The organism is Mitsuokella apri (assembly GCF_051886055.1).
Classification (GTDB): Bacteria; Bacillota; Negativicutes; order Selenomonadales; family Selenomonadaceae; genus Mitsuokella.
In genome coordinates, this window is sequence record NZ_JBJEXT010000059.1 from 25,842 (window position 1) to 41,569 (window position 15,728).

General features: G+C 55.1%; 13 protein-coding genes. All 13 read right to left on the minus strand.

Annotation, left to right across the window (positions count from 1 at the left end; all coding sequences use genetic code 11):
• Positions 1 to 59 precede the first annotated feature (59 nt).
• Positions 60 to 1,511, minus strand: coding sequence for a glycoside hydrolase family 32 protein (locus ACI4OH_RS08615; RefSeq protein ID WP_439784599.1), 1,452 nt, complete (start codon positions 1,509 to 1,511; stop codon positions 60 to 62).
• Between the two features lie 71 nt (positions 1,512 to 1,582).
• A complete protein-coding gene (locus ACI4OH_RS08620) occupies positions 1,583 to 3,472 on the minus strand; it encodes a glucose PTS transporter subunit IIA (RefSeq protein ID WP_435721586.1) in 1,890 nt (629 codons plus the stop codon).
• Between the two features lie 122 nt (positions 3,473 to 3,594).
• Complete coding sequence (gene dnaB / locus ACI4OH_RS08625) at positions 3,595 to 4,923, minus strand: replicative DNA helicase (RefSeq protein ID WP_432647437.1); 1,329 nt, start codon at positions 4,921 to 4,923, stop codon at positions 3,595 to 3,597.
• A 2-nt stretch (positions 4,924 to 4,925) separates the two neighbouring features.
• Positions 4,926 to 6,863, minus strand: a complete 1,938-nt coding sequence (gene lonC, locus ACI4OH_RS08630; protein WP_439784600.1) for a Lon family ATP-dependent protease — start codon at positions 6,861 to 6,863, stop codon at positions 4,926 to 4,928.
• A 61-nt stretch (positions 6,864 to 6,924) separates the two neighbouring features.
• On the minus strand, positions 6,925 to 7,368 hold the full coding sequence (gene rplI / locus ACI4OH_RS08635) for a 50S ribosomal protein L9 (RefSeq protein ID WP_432646971.1): 444 nt from the start codon (positions 7,366 to 7,368) through the stop codon (positions 6,925 to 6,927).
• Entirely contained in the window at positions 7,340 to 9,349 is a 2,010-nt protein-coding gene (locus ACI4OH_RS08640) for a DHH family phosphoesterase (RefSeq protein WP_435721591.1), read from the minus strand. Before ACI4OH_RS08640 ends, rplI begins: the two co-directional genes overlap by 29 nt.
• A gap of 26 nt (positions 9,350 to 9,375) precedes the next feature.
• Positions 9,376 to 10,335 (minus strand): YybS family protein, encoded by a 960-nt coding sequence (locus ACI4OH_RS08645; RefSeq protein ID WP_432646973.1) that lies wholly within the window; start codon positions 10,333 to 10,335, stop codon positions 9,376 to 9,378.
• 206 nt (positions 10,336 to 10,541) lie between these two features.
• Positions 10,542 to 11,468 carry a hypothetical protein gene (locus ACI4OH_RS08650; protein WP_432646974.1) on the minus strand — a complete coding sequence of 309 codons (927 nt, stop codon included), beginning with the start codon at positions 11,466 to 11,468 and terminating at the stop codon, positions 10,542 to 10,544.
• A 104-nt stretch (positions 11,469 to 11,572) separates the two neighbouring features.
• Positions 11,573 to 12,511, minus strand: a complete 939-nt coding sequence (locus tag ACI4OH_RS08655; protein ID WP_432646975.1) for a cation diffusion facilitator family transporter — start codon at positions 12,509 to 12,511, stop codon at positions 11,573 to 11,575.
• Positions 12,512 to 12,760: 249 nt separating this feature from the next.
• Positions 12,761 to 13,174, minus strand: coding sequence for a hypothetical protein (locus tag ACI4OH_RS08660; RefSeq protein ID WP_432646976.1), 414 nt, complete (start codon positions 13,172 to 13,174; stop codon positions 12,761 to 12,763).
• A gap of 167 nt (positions 13,175 to 13,341) precedes the next feature.
• Positions 13,342 to 14,349 (minus strand): hydrogenase expression/formation protein HypE, encoded by a 1,008-nt coding sequence (hypE, locus tag ACI4OH_RS08665; protein WP_432646977.1) that lies wholly within the window; start codon positions 14,347 to 14,349, stop codon positions 13,342 to 13,344.
• Entirely contained in the window at positions 14,339 to 15,442 is a 1,104-nt protein-coding gene (hypD, locus tag ACI4OH_RS08670; protein ID WP_432646978.1) for a hydrogenase formation protein HypD, read from the minus strand. The genes hypE and hypD overlap by 11 nt, the downstream gene beginning before the upstream one ends.
• Complete coding sequence (locus tag ACI4OH_RS08675) at positions 15,439 to 15,702, minus strand: HypC/HybG/HupF family hydrogenase formation chaperone (protein WP_432646979.1); 264 nt, start codon at positions 15,700 to 15,702, stop codon at positions 15,439 to 15,441. Before ACI4OH_RS08675 ends, hypD begins: the two co-directional genes overlap by 4 nt.
• Positions 15,703 to 15,728: the final 26 nt, after the last annotated feature.

Sequence of the window (15,728 nt, forward strand, 5' to 3'; positions counted from 1 at the left end):
AGCAGATTATCTGTTTCGGGGCTTTTTTGCTGTCTATTCCTTTTGGCAGATTTCAGGGATTAGGGATTAAAGCGGAAAGAGTCGAGCTCCCAAACGCGGCCCGTAACGGTCTCGAGCGGGGCATCTGCCGTCACCCGGAGTTCCGGACGGATATTCTTCTCAGGGAAGACGAGGAAGCTGGCCGCTTCTTCACCATGCTGGAAGAATGCCTCGACGGCTGCACGGTCGACAAAAAGCTGCAGAGAAAGCACGCGGTCGACAAACATCTTGAAGCGGCGCACGCCGCGGCCGCCATTTTTCATGCCCGTGCGGTCAATCGTCATGACCTGGGTCGTATGGTCATAGGAGAACACCGTCTTCTCAAGGCCATAAACAAGAGTCAGTTCCACTTTTTTTGCCTTGCCGAGTGTGATGTCCATGAGAACTTCCGAGCCATCGAAGAGACGGGTCGACAGTTTGTCTTCCATATCGCTGTCAATATCGAGGGCCGTGTCCTCGATGCGCAGTGCCTTGAGCTCGGCAGCCGGCCGCGAGAAGATATGGCCCTGACGGAGCGTCAGCACGCGCGGCATCGTCAGGCTGTACATCCAGCCCTTTTCACGCGTCGGATACTCATCATCCCTGTCGGGCATGCCCATCCAGCCGAGCAGAATATGGCGCCCCTCGTGCTGGAAAACCTGCGGTGCATAAAAATCGAAGCCATGGTCGAGTTCCTGGAATTTCGTATGCTGCATCATATCCATGCTGTCAAGCGACAGATGGCCTGCAATATAGCCGGCCTGATAGAGATTCTGACGGTCAAACTCGCGTGCCTCAAGGCCCTGCGGGCAAAAAATCAGGGCATCGTAGCTGCCGAAATGGAGCATATTCGGGCATTCCCACATATAACCGAAATCGCCGAGGCGCGTATGGAGCTCACCGAGATTCTGCCAGCCATCCTTGCCTTCTTTATAGATGAGGACCGTGCCGCGCGGCTTCTCACCGTCCGCCTGTGCGCCGATGACAAAATAGCGCCTGCCATGACGATGAAAGAGATACGGATCGCGGAAATGGCCCGTGATACCCTCCGGACTGTCGGGAATCACGATTTCGTCTTTGCGTACCGAGCCATCTTCCTGCAGCGTGCCAAGGCGCTGCGCCGGCGTGCGGACGCCGTCATTTTTGGCATTGCAGGTATAAAAGACGCGTACTTTGCCCTTCTCCGCAAAGCCGCAGCCCGAATAACAGCCATCTTTATCGTGCTCATCGCTCGGCCAAAGCGAAAGTTCCGGCAGTGAATAATGTACGAAATCACGCGTGCGGACGTGGGCCCAGCATTTGTTCTTATGCTCACAGCCCAGCGGATTCCACTGGAAAAAAATATGATATTCACCATCCGCATAAGTCAGACCGTTTGGGTCATTGATGAGGCCAAACGGCATCTCAAGATGAAAGCGATTGTGCCAGCGGTCCGTAAACGGCAGGCCTGCTGCGACTTTACTGTCGATGGCCTTTTTATCAAAATGTTCCATGACGATTCCCCTCTTTACTATTACTTATAAGGAAAGAAAAAGGGCTGCCGTAAAGGCAGCCCGTACGTTTCTTACGCTTCGTCTTCTTTTTCCGGGTTAAACAGCGTGAACGTCAGAGCAAACGCTACGGCAAAACCAACTACATTGACGAGGATGTACTGCGGCAGATGGTCGAGGTACAAAAGCGTACCTGGAAGAACCGTGATGCCCATGCCCGTACCGGCGAGATGCAGGAAACCGGCAATGCCGCCTGCGCAGGCGCCGCCGACCAGTGCATAGAGGAACGGCTTCATGAGACGCAGATTGATACCGAAGATGACAGGCTCCGTGATGCCGAGGAAAGCCGGCACGATGGAAGAAACGTAGAGAGCGCGTTTCTTTTTGTTCTTCGTGCGGGCAGCGACAGCAGCTGCGGCACCGCCCTGGGCAATGATGGCGCCCGTGATGATGGCATTGAACGGGTCGACGCCGGTCGTAGCGAGCAGCTGAACCTCAAGGGCATTGAAGACGTGGTGTACACCAAAGACGACGATGACCTGGTGGATGCCGCCGACGACGAAACCGCCGATGCCGTACGGCATAGCGAGAAACGCCTGAACAGCGCCGAAGACAGCGAGTTCAATCCAGTGCATGATCGGGCCGACGATGAGCAGGCCGAGGATCATGGAGATAAAGAGCGTCAGGAACGGCGTAACGATGAGGTCGATGACATCCGGGATGAAAGTCTTGAGCCATTTCTGCAGCTTCGCGGCAAAGATGCCGAGGACGAGCGCCGGCAGAACAGAACCCTGATAGCCGACGACCGGCACTTCAATGCCGAGGAAATTCATCATGATTGGCTGGGCTTCACCAGCGGCAATCGCATAAGCATTTGGCAGCTGCGGGGCGACGAGCATGAGGCCGAGGACAATGCCGATGACCGGCGTGCCGCCAAAGCGCTTTGTCGTGGACCAGCAGACAAGGGCTGGCAGGAAGGCAAAGGCCGTATCCGTGAGAATCTGGCTCATGCGCAGGACGTTGTCACTGAACTGGACGCCCATGCTCAGGCAGGCGCCGCGCAGGCCCATGAAAAGACCGGTAGCAACGAGAACCGGGATGATCGGCACGAAGACATCGCCGAGCGTGCGGGAAATCTTCTGGGCCATCGACATCTGCGCATAGGCCTCAGCCTTGTTGTTGCTGGCGCCGGCAAGATCCGTGCCGGCCGTGAAAGCATCGTAGACCTTGTCTACAAAGCCCGTGCCGAGAATGATCTGATACTGGGCAGCCGCGAAGAACTGGCCTTTGACGCCATCGATATTCTCGATTGCTTTTTCGTTCAGTTTGGACTTATCGTTGATGATGAGGCGCAGGCGCGTTGCACAGTGCTCAGCGCTGCGGACATTGTCACGGCCGCCGACATATTTCCAGATGAGCTTGGCTACGCGCTCTTCCTTCGGCAGATTGCTGTAATCTTCCTCAGGTTCAGATGCAGCTTCTGCAGAAGCAGACGGGGCCTCGTCCTTCGTCTCTTCCGGCTCGGCCGTGACCGTCGTGATTTCCTGGTCGCCAAGGGCTACCGTGATTTTGTCGTAGTCAAAGGCATTCGTCACGAGAACCGGCGTCGTCGTGTCATATCCCTCTGCCTTGATAGCTTCCGGGTCAAACTCTAAAAGGAGCTGGCCTTTCTTGACCGCATCGCCCTGCGCAATCTTGGCATCAAAATGCTTGCCGCCGAGATTGACCGTGTCAATGCCGACGTGAATCAGAATATCGGCACCGTCGTCTGCATGAATGCCAATGGCATGCTTCGTGCCAAAAAGTACCGTGACGGTACCATCGACCGGCGAATAAACCTTGCCGTCCGGATTCTTGACAGCCGCGCCTTTTCCCATTGCGCCGCTGGCAAAAGCCGGATCCTTGACATCTTTCAATTCGATGAGCTGTCCGTTGAGCGGACTGTCCAAGCGAATTTCTTTCATGAAGATTTCCCCCTTTTCTTTTTTCCTCTCGCTTCCGTGTGATTCTTCTTTATGAGACCGTTTTCATACTTAAAGTGTATTACGTCACTTGCCATTTGTCAAGCAAAAAAGCACATGAAAATTTACTGCTGCAGCATATCGCGGAACTTCGTAAATTCTTTCTGGAAGTACAGCTGAATTGTATCGACAGGGCCATTGCGGTGCTTGGCGATGATGACTTCCGTCATATTCTTATGCTCCGTATCCTTATCGTAATAATCCTCGCGGTAAAGGAACATGACAATATCGGCATCCTGTTCGAGAGAACCCGATTCACGCAGGTCGGAAAGCATCGGCCGCTTGACCTGGCGTGCCTCGACCGAGCGCGAGAGCTGGGAAAGTGCAATGACCGGCACATCGAGTTCCCGGGCCAGCGCCTTCAGCGAACGCGAAATCTCGGAAATTTCCTGCTGGCGGTTGTCGCCATTCCGGCTCGGACGGCCCTGCATGAGCTGCAGATAGTCGATGACGATGAGGTCAAGGCCGTGCTCTGCCTTGAGTCTGCGGGCCTTCGAGCGCAGGTCCATGACGGTGATGCCCGCAGTATCATCGATGTAAATAGGAGCGCGGTTGAGCTGATCGGCGACCGTGACAAGGCGGTTCCAGCCGTCATCATCGAGCTGGCCTGTGCGCAGCAGCTGGGAATCAATCTGTCCCTCGGAACAGAGCATGCGCTGCATGAGCTGTTCCTTGCTCATCTCGAGTGAGAAAAACGCGACCTTGCCGCCGTGCAGGCCGACATAGGAAGCGATGTTGAGCGTAAAGGCCGTTTTGCCCATCGAAGGGCGTGCAGCCACGAGGATGAGGTCTGAGGGCTGCAGGCCGCTCGTGATTCTGTCAAGGTCTTTAAAGCCAGTCGGCAGGCCCGTAATCCCGCCTTTTGACTCGTAGAGCATATTGATGTGTTCAAATGTGCGCATGAGGATGCTCTTGAGCGGTTCAAAGCCATTGTTTACCTGCGTGCCGGCTACGGCGAGGATTTTCTGTTCGGCCGCATCCATGATGTTCTCAACGGGCTCTGCATCTTCATAGGCCGCTCCGGCAATCTCGGTTGCCGCATCAATGAGACGGCGCAGTTCGGCCTTCTCCTTGACAATCTTGGCATGGTAGCTGACATTCGCCGCTGTCGGCACGACATTGGCAATTGTCGTGATGAACGGAATGCCCCCGACTTTTTCGAGGTCGCCGTCGCGGCGAAGCTGCTCCGTCAATGTGACGAGGTCTACGGCCTCATTGTTTTCCGAGAGTTTCAGCATGGCCGCATAGACGCGGCGGTGCGCCTCCCGGTAAAAATCATCGGGCTGCAGGATTTCCTGTGCCTCGACGATTGCTTCTTTCTTGATCATCATCGCACCGAGAACCGCTTGTTCGGCTTCGATGTTCTGAGGCGGCACACGCTCTGGTAATGCCATTTTTACTCCTCCTCAAAAATCAGCGCAAAGGCTTCTTTGGCTGTGGTCACGGCGTGGATATCGAGCCCTAAAAGGTCTTCCGGGATATCGCGTTCATTTTCCTTCGGGATGACGAGCGTCCGGATGCCGGCCTGCCGTGCGCCATACGCCTTTTCAAAAACACCGCCGACCGGACGCACGCGCCCCGAAAGGGAAATTTCGCCGGTCACGGCTACATCCTGACGGATTTTGCGGCCCGTCACGGCGCTGACGATACAGGCCAAAATAGCGGTGCCGGCACTCGGACCGTCGATATTGCCGCCGCCGATGACGTTGATGTGGATATCGTAGTCATGGATATCCCGGCCCGTGAGCTGACGCATGACGGAAGCTGCGTTAAAGACAGAATCCTTGGCCATGCTGCCCGCTGTCTCGTTAAAGCGCACGGTCCCTTTGCCTTTTTCGTGAGCAGGGAACGCCACGGCTTCAATCTCGATGACCGAACCCAAAAAGCCTGCCACGCCGAGGCCGAAGATATGCCCCTGCACGGCTGTGTGTTTGGCCTTTTTCGTGACAAACTGGTAAAGCCGTGCGACCTGTGCCACTTCGTAGACTTCATCGAGGCCGACCGTCAGATTTTCAGAGCTTCCTCCCGCCTTCTCAAGGGCAAGGCTGTAAGCATCGGCGAGGATGTTGATGGCCTTGCGGCCCTCAATCGTATATTCGGCAATGAGCCCGGCCACACCGTCAGCCAGACTGACCTTGAGCTTGGCCGCCGCGTTGCGGACGATCTGCTCGATGTGCTTTGGCGTCAGCGGCTCGAAATAAATCTCTGCGCAGCGCGAACGCAGGGCCGGATTGATATGACTGGCATCGCGCGTCGTCGCACCGATCAGCACAAAATCTGCGGGTGCGCCTTCCTCAAAGAGCTTGCGGATGTACGGCGGCACCTTGGGGTCCGTCGGGTCGTAATAGGCCGACTCAAAATAGGCCCGCTTATCCTCAAGAACTTTTAAGAGCTTATTCTGCAGCATTTCATCCATCTCGCCGATTTCATCGATGAAGAGGATGCCGCCATGTGCTTCCGTGACGAGTCCCGGCTTTGGTTCCGGGATGCCGCTGTCCGCCAGTGTCTTCTGCGCGCCCTGATAGATCGGGTCATGAACCGACCCGATCAGGGGATTCGTGATATCGCGCGGGTCCCAGCGCAGGGTCGTGCCATCTGTCTCGACAAAGGGCGCATCCTCGCGAAAAGGCGAAGATGACTTTTTGCGCGCAGCCTCAAGCACAAGGCGGGCGGCCGTCGTTTTGCCGACGCCCGGAGGGCCGTAAAGCAGCAGATGCTGCGGATACGGCGAGCTCAATTTCGCCAGCAGTGATTTTACTGCGCGTTCCTGACCGACAATTTCGCTGAAATCCCTGGGCCGCAAGAGCTCCATGACAGACTGCGTCAAATGGATGCTGTCGAGTTTCTCTAATTTTTCGCGCTTGATGGCGTCCTGCGGGGACTCAGCAGCAGGTTTCTCCTCTTTGATGACCTGCTTGCGGATATCTTCAACGTATTCCTGATGCTCTTTTTCGAGCTTTTCATTGACTTTTTTCTCGATGCGCTCTTCCACATCCTTGCGCGCGCGCTTCTCGGCGATGCGCTCCGTCAAAAGCTGCAGAATCTCGGGCAAATCCTTTTCCCGCGGAGCCGGATGAATCAGCGGGTCCTCGTCTAAGATGCGCTGCAGGGCCAGAACGCGTTCGCAGCGGTCCGTGGAACGCAGCAGCTTCATCGCATTGAGCCGCCCCGCCTGAATGACAAGAGCATCCGTGCCAATGAGGTCGACAAGGGCCTGATAGAGTGCATCGATTTCGCGGTCGATGGGCAGGACTTCTACAGGTGCCTGTTCTGCCGGCTGTTTTTGCTGTTCTTCCTTTTCTTTATGCTGAAAGAACCGGTCTAAAAAACTCATATGCCTTCCTTATCTATATATCCTGAAACAAAAAGCCCCCTCTTGCGAGGAGGCCTTAAAATCACTCAGCAACAACGCTGACCTTGATCTTGCTCGTGACAGTCGGATGAACCTTGATGACAGCTTCATAAACGCCTGTACCCGTCACCTCGCCCTGAATGGTGATCTTGCGCTTATCAATGTCAATGTTCTGCTTCTTCAGCGCTTCTGCCACATCCTTGCCCGTGACGCTGCCGAAGAGTTTGCCGCCATCGCCGATGCGCACAGGAATCTTGACTTCGACTTTTTCAAGCTGCTTGGCCATGAGCTTGGCTTCGTCGGCAGCCATGGCCTGTTTGCGGGCCTTTGAGCCAGCCTGAGCATTCGCTACATTGAGGTTCTGCGCCGTGGCCAGGACTGCTGCCTTGCGCGGCAGCAGGAAATTGCGGCCGTAGCCTTCCGATACCTCGACGACATCGCCTTTTTTACCGAGTTTTTTAACGTCCTGCTGTAAGATTACTTTCATCTTGATCATACTCCTCTATGTATTTTTGGGCAATCTCGATTGCCTTTTTCTTGATTTCTTCCACATTTCCGTCCTTGACCTGCGCACCGGCCACATTCTGATGACCGCCGCCGCCAAAGGCTTCCATGATGACCTGCACATTGAGTTCGCCGGTCGAGCGCGCGCTGATGCCGACCGTATCCGCTGTCAGCTGGAAGACTACGATGCTCATGCGCACATTCTCGATGCGCAGCAGAGAGTCAGCGACCTGCGCGGCAATGACCTGACCGTTCGAGATGAGCTCCGGACAGGTCGAGACGATGAGGCCACCTTCGTAAAATTCCGAACGGGCCTCGGCTTTGGCAAGGGCCACGGTCGTCTCGTAATCCGTGCGGAAAAGATGGCGCACCATCACAGGGTCGGCACCGCTGCGCCGCAGATAGGCCGCAGCATCGAATGTCCTGACGCCCGTCTGCACGGCAAAGTTTTTCGTATCGACGACAATGCCCGAATAAAGGGCCGTGGCCTCGATGCGCGAAAGCACGAGGTTCTCGCTGAAATACATCAAGAGCTCCGTGACGAGCTCACTTGAAGAACTCGAAGCCGGCTCGATGTAGACGAGCAGCGGATTCTTGATGAAATGCTCGCTGCGGCGGTGATGGTCGATGACAATGACGCGGTGAATGCGTTCGAGAAGAGACGGGTCTGCGACGAGATGCGGGATATGCGTATCGACAACGACGAGCACCGGATTGAGGGCCGTCATGTTGTTGAGTTCATCAGCCCGCACGATGATATCCTGATATTCTTCCTTGCCCCTGAGGATATCGGCAAACTTACCAATGCCTTCATTCATATCCGACAGGACGATGTGCACGGGCTTGCCGAGCTGACGCGCCATTTTCGCGACGCCCATCGAAGCGCCAAAGCAGTCAAAATCTTCATTATGATGACCCATGACAAAGACGGCATCTGCGCCATCCATGATTTCACGGATGGCATGGGCGACGACGCGTGCCTTGACGCGCGTGTGTTTCTCGACGGCCTTGGCGCGGCCGCCAAAGAACTGTGTCTTGCCGCCCATCTGCACAGCAACCTGGTCGCCGCCGCGGCCAAGTGCCAGGTCAAGCCCGGCCTGTGCCTGCGTGCCAAGGTCTGCCATGCTCTGACAGTCGGCCACGGCCACGCCCATGGAAAGCGTGACGGGCAGCCTGTTTGTGCTGTGCAGCTGGCGGACTTTGTCAAGAATGTCAAAACGGGCCGCAATCGCCTTATCGAGGGCCCTGCGCTCCAGAATGACCACATAAAGGTCATCTGAGACGCGGCGCATGAAACCGCCGAGATTTTTCATCCAGGCATCGAGCTGCTGATTGACGGCCAGCAGCAGCGCCGTGCGGGCAGCTTCATCGAGGCCCTGAATGACCTCATCGTAATTGTCAATCTGGATATAGGCAAGGACCGTCCGGCTGAGCTTGTAGGAATTGCGCAGCGTCTCAAACCCCGTGATATCCTGAACATAAAACGCCATCAGCGGCTGCTGATGCGGCGGCACGGGCACGGGGCGGTAGCGCGCCTGATAATAGTGTTCCTCGTGTGCAAAGACGTATTCGCCTGATGTCCCCCAAACGGGGCCGACAATGATGGACGGCCAAATATCCTTGATATCCGTATCCTGTTCGGGCTTTTCGCCGACATATTCCGCCAGGCGCTCATTGCACCACTGGATGCGGCCTTCTTCATTGACGATCAGGATGCCCTGCGGCAGGTCCTCAATGGCATAATTCATCATCTCATTGAGATTGCGCACGACATTGCGGCAGTACCGTTCAAAACGGCGCGAACGGTCGCGGCAGCGCTCCCTGGCAAAAAGGACCAGGCAGAGCCAGACAACAAAAGCAATGGCAGCTACAAAATGATTATAGCACGACAGGACGCCGACGAGCAGCAATATGACGAACAAATGTATCGAAAGATCGATCCATGCCGAGAGATTCCGCGGCATTTTCTCACCTCATTCCTCTTACAGCCTCACTGCTTCTTCTGGCCAAAGCGGCGCCGATAATCGAAAAGCATATCGAAAAGTCCTGTAAAGGCCAAAATCTGCACGAGTACGCCGCCCAGCAGCACAAAGGCATAAAGGCAGACACGCATGAGTTTCCCCACGCGGAAACGGTCCATGGCATAACTCATCAGGGAAAGTCCCTGTATGATGCCGGCCCCCATCGCCACCATATTGAGATTGAACGCAGCCTGATAAAGCGGCTGAATTTCACGCGACCCGCCCCAGTAAATACCGACGAGGGCAAAGCCCAGGAGATACAGGAAAAACTGCGGCAGACGCCACTCCGCAAAAGGCGGCAGCTGCGGTACATTCTCGCCGAGCCTGCGCAGGACGCGGCTGCTGACAATGTAGGCCACAGCAGCATCCAAAAGCCCCATGACCCCCACGATGAACGGCAGCAGCAGATTCAGATACGTAAGAGCCTGCTCAATCTGGCCGCGGCTTTCTTCAATAGCCTGCTCATTGAGCCCCATCTGCTCGTAAACGGCAAACGTCTGGTCAAAGCTCTGACGCATGACATCCATCTGCAGATTGAGCGGATTGACTGAAGTAATGAGGAACAGTAGGCCAAAGGTCAGCAGCTTGCCTGCAACCGACGCGATGAGCGTCATGCCAAAAGCCCTGGCTCCCGACCAGCGATGGCGGAAGGCATAGCCGAGCATGAGTCCCGTCGGACCAAATGACAGGACCATGCGCAGGGAAAGCGTCGGCTCGATGAGAAGGGCCATGATGATGCCGGAGACCAGCACTGCCATCATGCCCCAGCGCAGCCCATGACGCACGACGAGTACGACCACGGGCAGGGCCCAGACCAGCGCTGCCACCATGCCGATTACCGGCAGATAGACCGCAGCCAGTGCCAGGATGACCGTCAGGGCGGAGAGCAGGCCGCTCTCCGTCAGCGGCGTAATTCTATGTGAAGTCATTCTTTCATCCTTTCCAGAAAATCGGAAAACCTGAAAATGAAAAAGAAACTGTCTCAAAAAGACTATCTTTCATTATATCAGAAGAATATCGCCTTGTCTTGCCAGCAGGTACTAATCATTCCTTACTGACAGAAGATAATCATAAGATAAAAAGAAGGCCCCACGCCTTGAGCGGGAGGTCTCCTTCATCAGCTTGCAGAATCGCGTCACTGAGCCTGTGTCGTTACCACGCCATAGAGCGTCGTATCGGCCTTTGTCTGAATGTAAAGTTCGGTGCCGGCCGGCAGATTGACATCCTTGCCATGGACAAAGGCACCGGCGACAATGCCGATAGGACCGAGGATGGCAATGCCGGCAAGACTTGCGCCAGCGGCCATCGCAAGGCTCTTCATCTCTTTCTTGGCAGCTTCGCCGATGTACGTATCGACATAGGTGCCGTCGATGGATTTCGTCTTATTGAAGTCAATCGAGACTTCGGCATTGCGGCCAAAGTTGCGCGCCTGCTTGACCTTGGTCACCGTGCCTTCGCCCGGCAGACCCTTGGCAAAGACGAGCTTGCCATTGACGATGACATCATCGGCAATCTTGTACTGGATGGTGTCGCCGACCTTGAGATTATTCGAATTGGCCGGCGTCACGAGAGCAACCTTGATGAGCGTATCCGCCGGCACGCGCACCTGGTCAAGGGGCAGCGTGGCGGAACCAAAGGATGCTTTCGAAAGCGTGGCCAGTCTTTCCTTATATGTACCGGTCCCCGTCTTGCCCGTCATGTCCATTTCAAGGTCTGCCATGCGCGAATCCACGGGGTCCATGCTGACCTCGTGGCCGATATTCCATTCCACCGCATTGAGGTCCGCGAGCAGCGACGGCTTCGTGCTGTTCGTGTAGACTTCATCGTAAATCGCGTTGACGCGCGCCATCATACTGCCGCTTCTGTGCGTGCCGTCGTAATCCTTCTCGAGCTTATTGATGCGGTCGACAAGAGCACCTGTCTGTACGGTGCCATACGTATCCTTTTCGATTGCACCGAGTTTATCCTGCACCGTCTCCGGCGTGGCAGCTGCCGTGATGCCCATAGAAGAAATGAGGAATACAGCGCTCAGGAGCGCACTGAAAATCTTGCGGAACTTCATGATCCGGCCTCCCCTTTTGATTTATTTCTTACAAATTACATTCTGTACTGAGTCTATTCTGTCATAGTTTCTTGTAAATAGCAAGGAAAGAAACAAAAAGAAGCTCAGACTTTCTGTGCAGGACTGACATTTGCCTGCGATTCCTCGTAAAGACTGACCTTTGTCTCCACATCGTGATAGCCGGCAGGTTCCGGATGAATCATGATGTCAAAGGTGCCAAATTCTTTGCGGATGAGCTGTTCGAGTTCATCGCAGATGGCATGAACCTGTGAAAGATGCATATTGCCATCAAACAGCACATGCACATCGAGGAGTTTATACGAGCCGGACCTGCGCGTCCTGAGACAGTGGCAGCCCTTGACTTCCGGCACGCTCTCGATGATTTTGCGAATGCGCGCTTCTTCCTCTTCCGGCAGGCTGGCATCCGTGAGCTGCATGGTCGAGTCGACAATCATGCGCCAGCCGGCGCGGAAAATGATGCCCGCGACGAAGATGGCGATGACAGGATCCAGCCAGGCCCAGCCCGTCACCTGCATGAGGACAAGTCCTGTGAGTACGCCGACTGAGGTCCAGATATCCGCGCGCAGATGCAGGCCATCGGCCTCAAGCGCCTGCGAGCCCGTCTTTTTTGCCACGACGATCAGACGGTGCGAAACAAAAAAGTTAATGACAATCGAGATGACCATGATGAGAATGCCGTAGCTCAGGAACTCCGGCACAGCTGACTCCTGAAACTTCGATACGGCCTCATAGACGATGCCGAGGGCTGCGGCCACAATCAGGACAGCCTCGACAGCGGCAGAAAGATTCTCATATTTGCCATGGCCGTAGTCATGCTCCACGTCAGGCGGCGTGACCGACTTGCGCACCGCCCAAAAGGCGATGAGCGCTGCGATGAGGTCGACACCTGAGTGCAGGGCCTCAGAAATCAGGCTGACGGCCCCGACAAAAATGCCGACAGCGAGTTTCAGCAGTACAAGCGTGGTATTGGAAAAGATGGACAAATATGCTGTCCGCTGCTTTAAAACAGCGTTTTGTGACATATTGACTCCTCCTTTAAAATTTCTTCTAGAAAAATAAAAAATGTCTGGACAAAGCAAAACTGCCCCGCTATAATGAATTTGTCGAGCAATCGATATACTCAAAAGCACTTATATTTTATAGTTGTTCTTGCTTTTTGGACGCGTCAGCGTCCTTTTTTTTCATCTCAATATCGTGAATTCTGCAAACAAGAATCCTTTGCAGATTGTCATAAATCGGAAAAGAGCCTGCCCAAACGGGCAGGCTCTTTTTTATTCGGTTGAAGATGACGGCGCTGTCATGATGAACTGCACGATCTCGTTCATCGGTGAAGTCGCGAGGTAAGGCCTTACAGGCTCTGCCTGATCACTCGACTGCAGGACATCCTTCGTATCGTAACGCTGTACCTCAGAAGCAAAGATTTGATACGTTCGCTTATCCGGGTCAAACTGCATGAGATAAATGTACCGCCTGTTGAGGTCGGCGCGAATAACGGCCACTCTGGCAGTCCAGAGTGTTTTCTGCACATCGTTTTCCACGACCTGATCCGATGAAATCGAATCGGTATCTACATAATAGCCCGTCGAACCGTTTGCATCTACAAACTGCATATTCTCGGCATAGACGCGGCTCATGAATACCATCAGGCAGGCGGCCAGTACACAGCCGATCTTCCGGATATTCATCAATCTATCGCCCTTTCCTATTTTCCGATATGGTTGAAACTGCTTTCTTTTTTCATTTACTATCTTCCTATTATAAAAAAATCTTTTTGGCACGTCAAGCATAGTTGCTATGCTCTGCAGCCAAAAAGATTTCTCTTCTTATTTATTCAGCAGCAGACTGAAATGAATCAGCAGATGCGCGGCACAAGATTGCCGAGCGGCATATCGACGATGCGGATGCCGCCAATGGCTGTCCTGAGGCCGACCTGGCCCGGAGCTTCTGCCGTGACTTCGCCGATGATGCAGGCATCTTTGCCGTACTTATTGGCCTTCATGACCGAAAGGACCTTGTCGGCCTCTTCTGCCGGCACAAAGGCAATGCACTTGCCTTCATTGGCCAGATACAGAGGGTCAAAGCCAAGAATGTCACAGACGCCCTGAACTTCCGCGCGAATTGGCAGAGCATCCTCATCGATGAGCACGCCGCAGCGGGATGCTTCCGCAATTTCATTGAGTACAGCTGCCACGCCGCCGCGCGTCGGGTCGCGCAGCACGGCGATATCAGGAGCCGCTTCAAGCATCGCACGCGTCAAAGAGTTCAAGGGGGCACAGTCCGTCTTGATGGTATCCGGCAGTTCGAGGCCATGACGGCCCGCGAGCACGGTTGCCGCATGGTCGCCGATAAAGCCCGAGAGCAGCACTTTCATGCCGGGCTTCACGCGCTTTGGCGAAATATCCGTTCCCGCAATGATATCACCGATGCCGGCCGTATTGATGAAAATGCCGTCCGCCTTGCCGCATTCGACGACTTTCGTATCGCCCGTGACAATGGCAATGCCGGCCTCATCGGCCATCTGACGCATCGTATGCGCGATTTTCCTGAGGTCCGCGATGGGGAAACCCTCTTCGAGAATCATGCCGACCGAGATGTAGCGCGGTACGGCCCCCGTCATCGAAAGGTCGTTGACCGTGCCGCAGACCGCGAGCTTGCCGATGTTGCCGCCGTTGAAAAAAAGCGGCTGCACGACGTAAGAATCCGTCGTAAACGCAACATGGGCACTCATATTGACGGACGCGCCGTCGTGAAGCTCATTGAGATAAGGATTGGAAAACTCCGGCAGGATGACCTCCTGCATGAGCTGCTGGCTCATCTTGCCGCCGGCGCCATGCGCCATCGTTATGCGTTCATCTGCCATATGAAAATCTCCCCTGTCCGTATTTATACCAAGCCGCGCAGACACCTTCGACCGAGACCATGCACGGGCCGACCGCATGCGTCGGCACACATACTTTGCCGAAAAGCGGGCATTCCTTCGGCGTCACGATGCCGCGCAGCACTTCGCCGCAGCGGCAGCCCGGCTTATTTTTGCCCATAGGCACATCGAGGGGCAAAAGCCGCTCGATATCGTAAGCCGCAAATTCCTCGCGCATGCGGAGGCCGGAGAGCGGAATGATGCCGATGCCGCGCCAGGCCGCATCAGCCGGCTCGTAGACGAGCTCCGTTGCCTTACGTGCGGCAGGGCTGCCCTCTTCGCGCACGACACTGCCGTATTCGTTCTCGATGCGTGCCTCACCCTTTGTGACCTGCTGCATCAGGCGGTAAAGAGAACGCAGAATCTGCAGGGGCTCAAAGCCCGTGACTACACCAGGCATATGATACTCTGAAGCGAGGAAGGAAAATACCCCCGTGCCCGTGATGACCGAGACATGGCCCGGCAGAATGAAGCCATCGACGCGCACATCGGGGTCATCGAGCAGGGCGCGCAGAGCAGGCGGCACGAGTTTCTGGGCAGAAAGCATGTAGAGATTCGTAAGCCCCTGCTCTTTGGCCGCGAGCACGGTGGCTGCCGCCGTCGGCGCCGTCGTCTCAAAACCGACGGCGAGGAATATGACTTTTTTATCCGGATTGTCCTTGGCAATCTGGATGCTGTCGAGCGGCGAATAGACAATGCGGATATCCGCGCCCTGTGCCTTGGCTTCCATAAGACTCGACTCAGAGCCCGGCACCTTGAGCATATCGCCAAACGTCGTGATAATCGTGTCATCGCGCAGCGAATAGGCAATGGCCTTATCCATATAATCATCCGGCGTCACGCAGACAGGACAGCCGGGACCTGAGACGAGTTCGACATTTTCTGGCAGCATCTGGCGCAGACCGGCGCGGAAAATGGCTACGGTATGTGTGCCGCAGACTTCCATAAAACGAAGTTTATGGTCTGCCTTTTCTGCCATGCGGCCGATTTCCGCTACCAATCTTTTGGCGAGCTCACGCTCTTCCTGTTTTGTCATATCTGCATACCACTCGCTTCCTCTGGAATATCCGTAACCGTGCGCTCTGCGCCGTTCATCTCGGCGAGCAGGGCATTCGTCTCCGCGACCTCTTCCTCGCTGACTTTCTGGATGGCAAAGCCGGCGTGAACGAGTACGTAATCGCCGACCTGCGTCTCCGGCAGCAGCATCAGGCTGATGTCGCGCTCCACGCCCGAAATATCCACTTTGCCCATGGCATCATGAATAGCGACTACTTTAGCAGGAACTGCCAAACACATACTTCTTACCTCCGCTTCTATAATAT

Excerpts from the sequence above, each read along its gene's own strand:
- ACI4OH_RS08655 (WP_432646975.1), bottom strand. The coding sequence starts at position 12,511 with ATGTCACAAAACGCTGTTTTAAAGCAGCGGACAGCATATTTGTCCATC.
- ACI4OH_RS08660 (WP_432646976.1), bottom strand. The coding sequence starts at position 13,174 with ATGAATATCCGGAAGATCGGCTGTGTACTGGCCGCCTGCCTGATGGTA.
- ACI4OH_RS08675 (WP_432646979.1), bottom strand. The coding sequence starts at position 15,702 with ATGTGTTTGGCAGTTCCTGCTAAAGTAGTCGCTATTCATGATGCCATG.
- ACI4OH_RS08615 (WP_439784599.1), bottom strand. The coding sequence starts at position 1,511 with ATGGAACATTTTGATAAAAAGGCCATCGACAGTAAAGTCGCAGCAGGC.
- ACI4OH_RS08650 (WP_432646974.1), bottom strand. The coding sequence starts at position 11,468 with ATGAAGTTCCGCAAGATTTTCAGTGCGCTCCTGAGCGCTGTATTCCTC.
- hypD (WP_432646978.1), bottom strand. The coding sequence starts at position 15,442 with ATGACAAAACAGGAAGAGCGTGAGCTCGCCAAAAGATTGGTAGCGGAA.
- ACI4OH_RS08640 (WP_435721591.1), bottom strand. The coding sequence starts at position 9,349 with ATGCCGCGGAATCTCTCGGCATGGATCGATCTTTCGATACATTTGTTC.
- ACI4OH_RS08620 (WP_435721586.1), bottom strand. The coding sequence starts at position 3,472 with ATGAAAGAAATTCGCTTGGACAGTCCGCTCAACGGACAGCTCATCGAA.
- lonC (WP_439784600.1), bottom strand. The coding sequence starts at position 6,863 with ATGAGTTTTTTAGACCGGTTCTTTCAGCATAAAGAAAAGGAAGAACAG.
- rplI (WP_432646971.1), bottom strand. The coding sequence starts at position 7,368 with ATGAAAGTAATCTTACAGCAGGACGTTAAAAAACTCGGTAAAAAAGGC.
- ACI4OH_RS08645 (WP_432646973.1), bottom strand. The coding sequence starts at position 10,335 with ATGACTTCACATAGAATTACGCCGCTGACGGAGAGCGGCCTGCTCTCC.
- hypE (WP_432646977.1), bottom strand. The coding sequence starts at position 14,349 with ATGGCAGATGAACGCATAACGATGGCGCATGGCGCCGGCGGCAAGATG.
- dnaB (WP_432647437.1), bottom strand. The coding sequence starts at position 4,923 with ATGGCATTACCAGAGCGTGTGCCGCCTCAGAACATCGAAGCCGAACAA.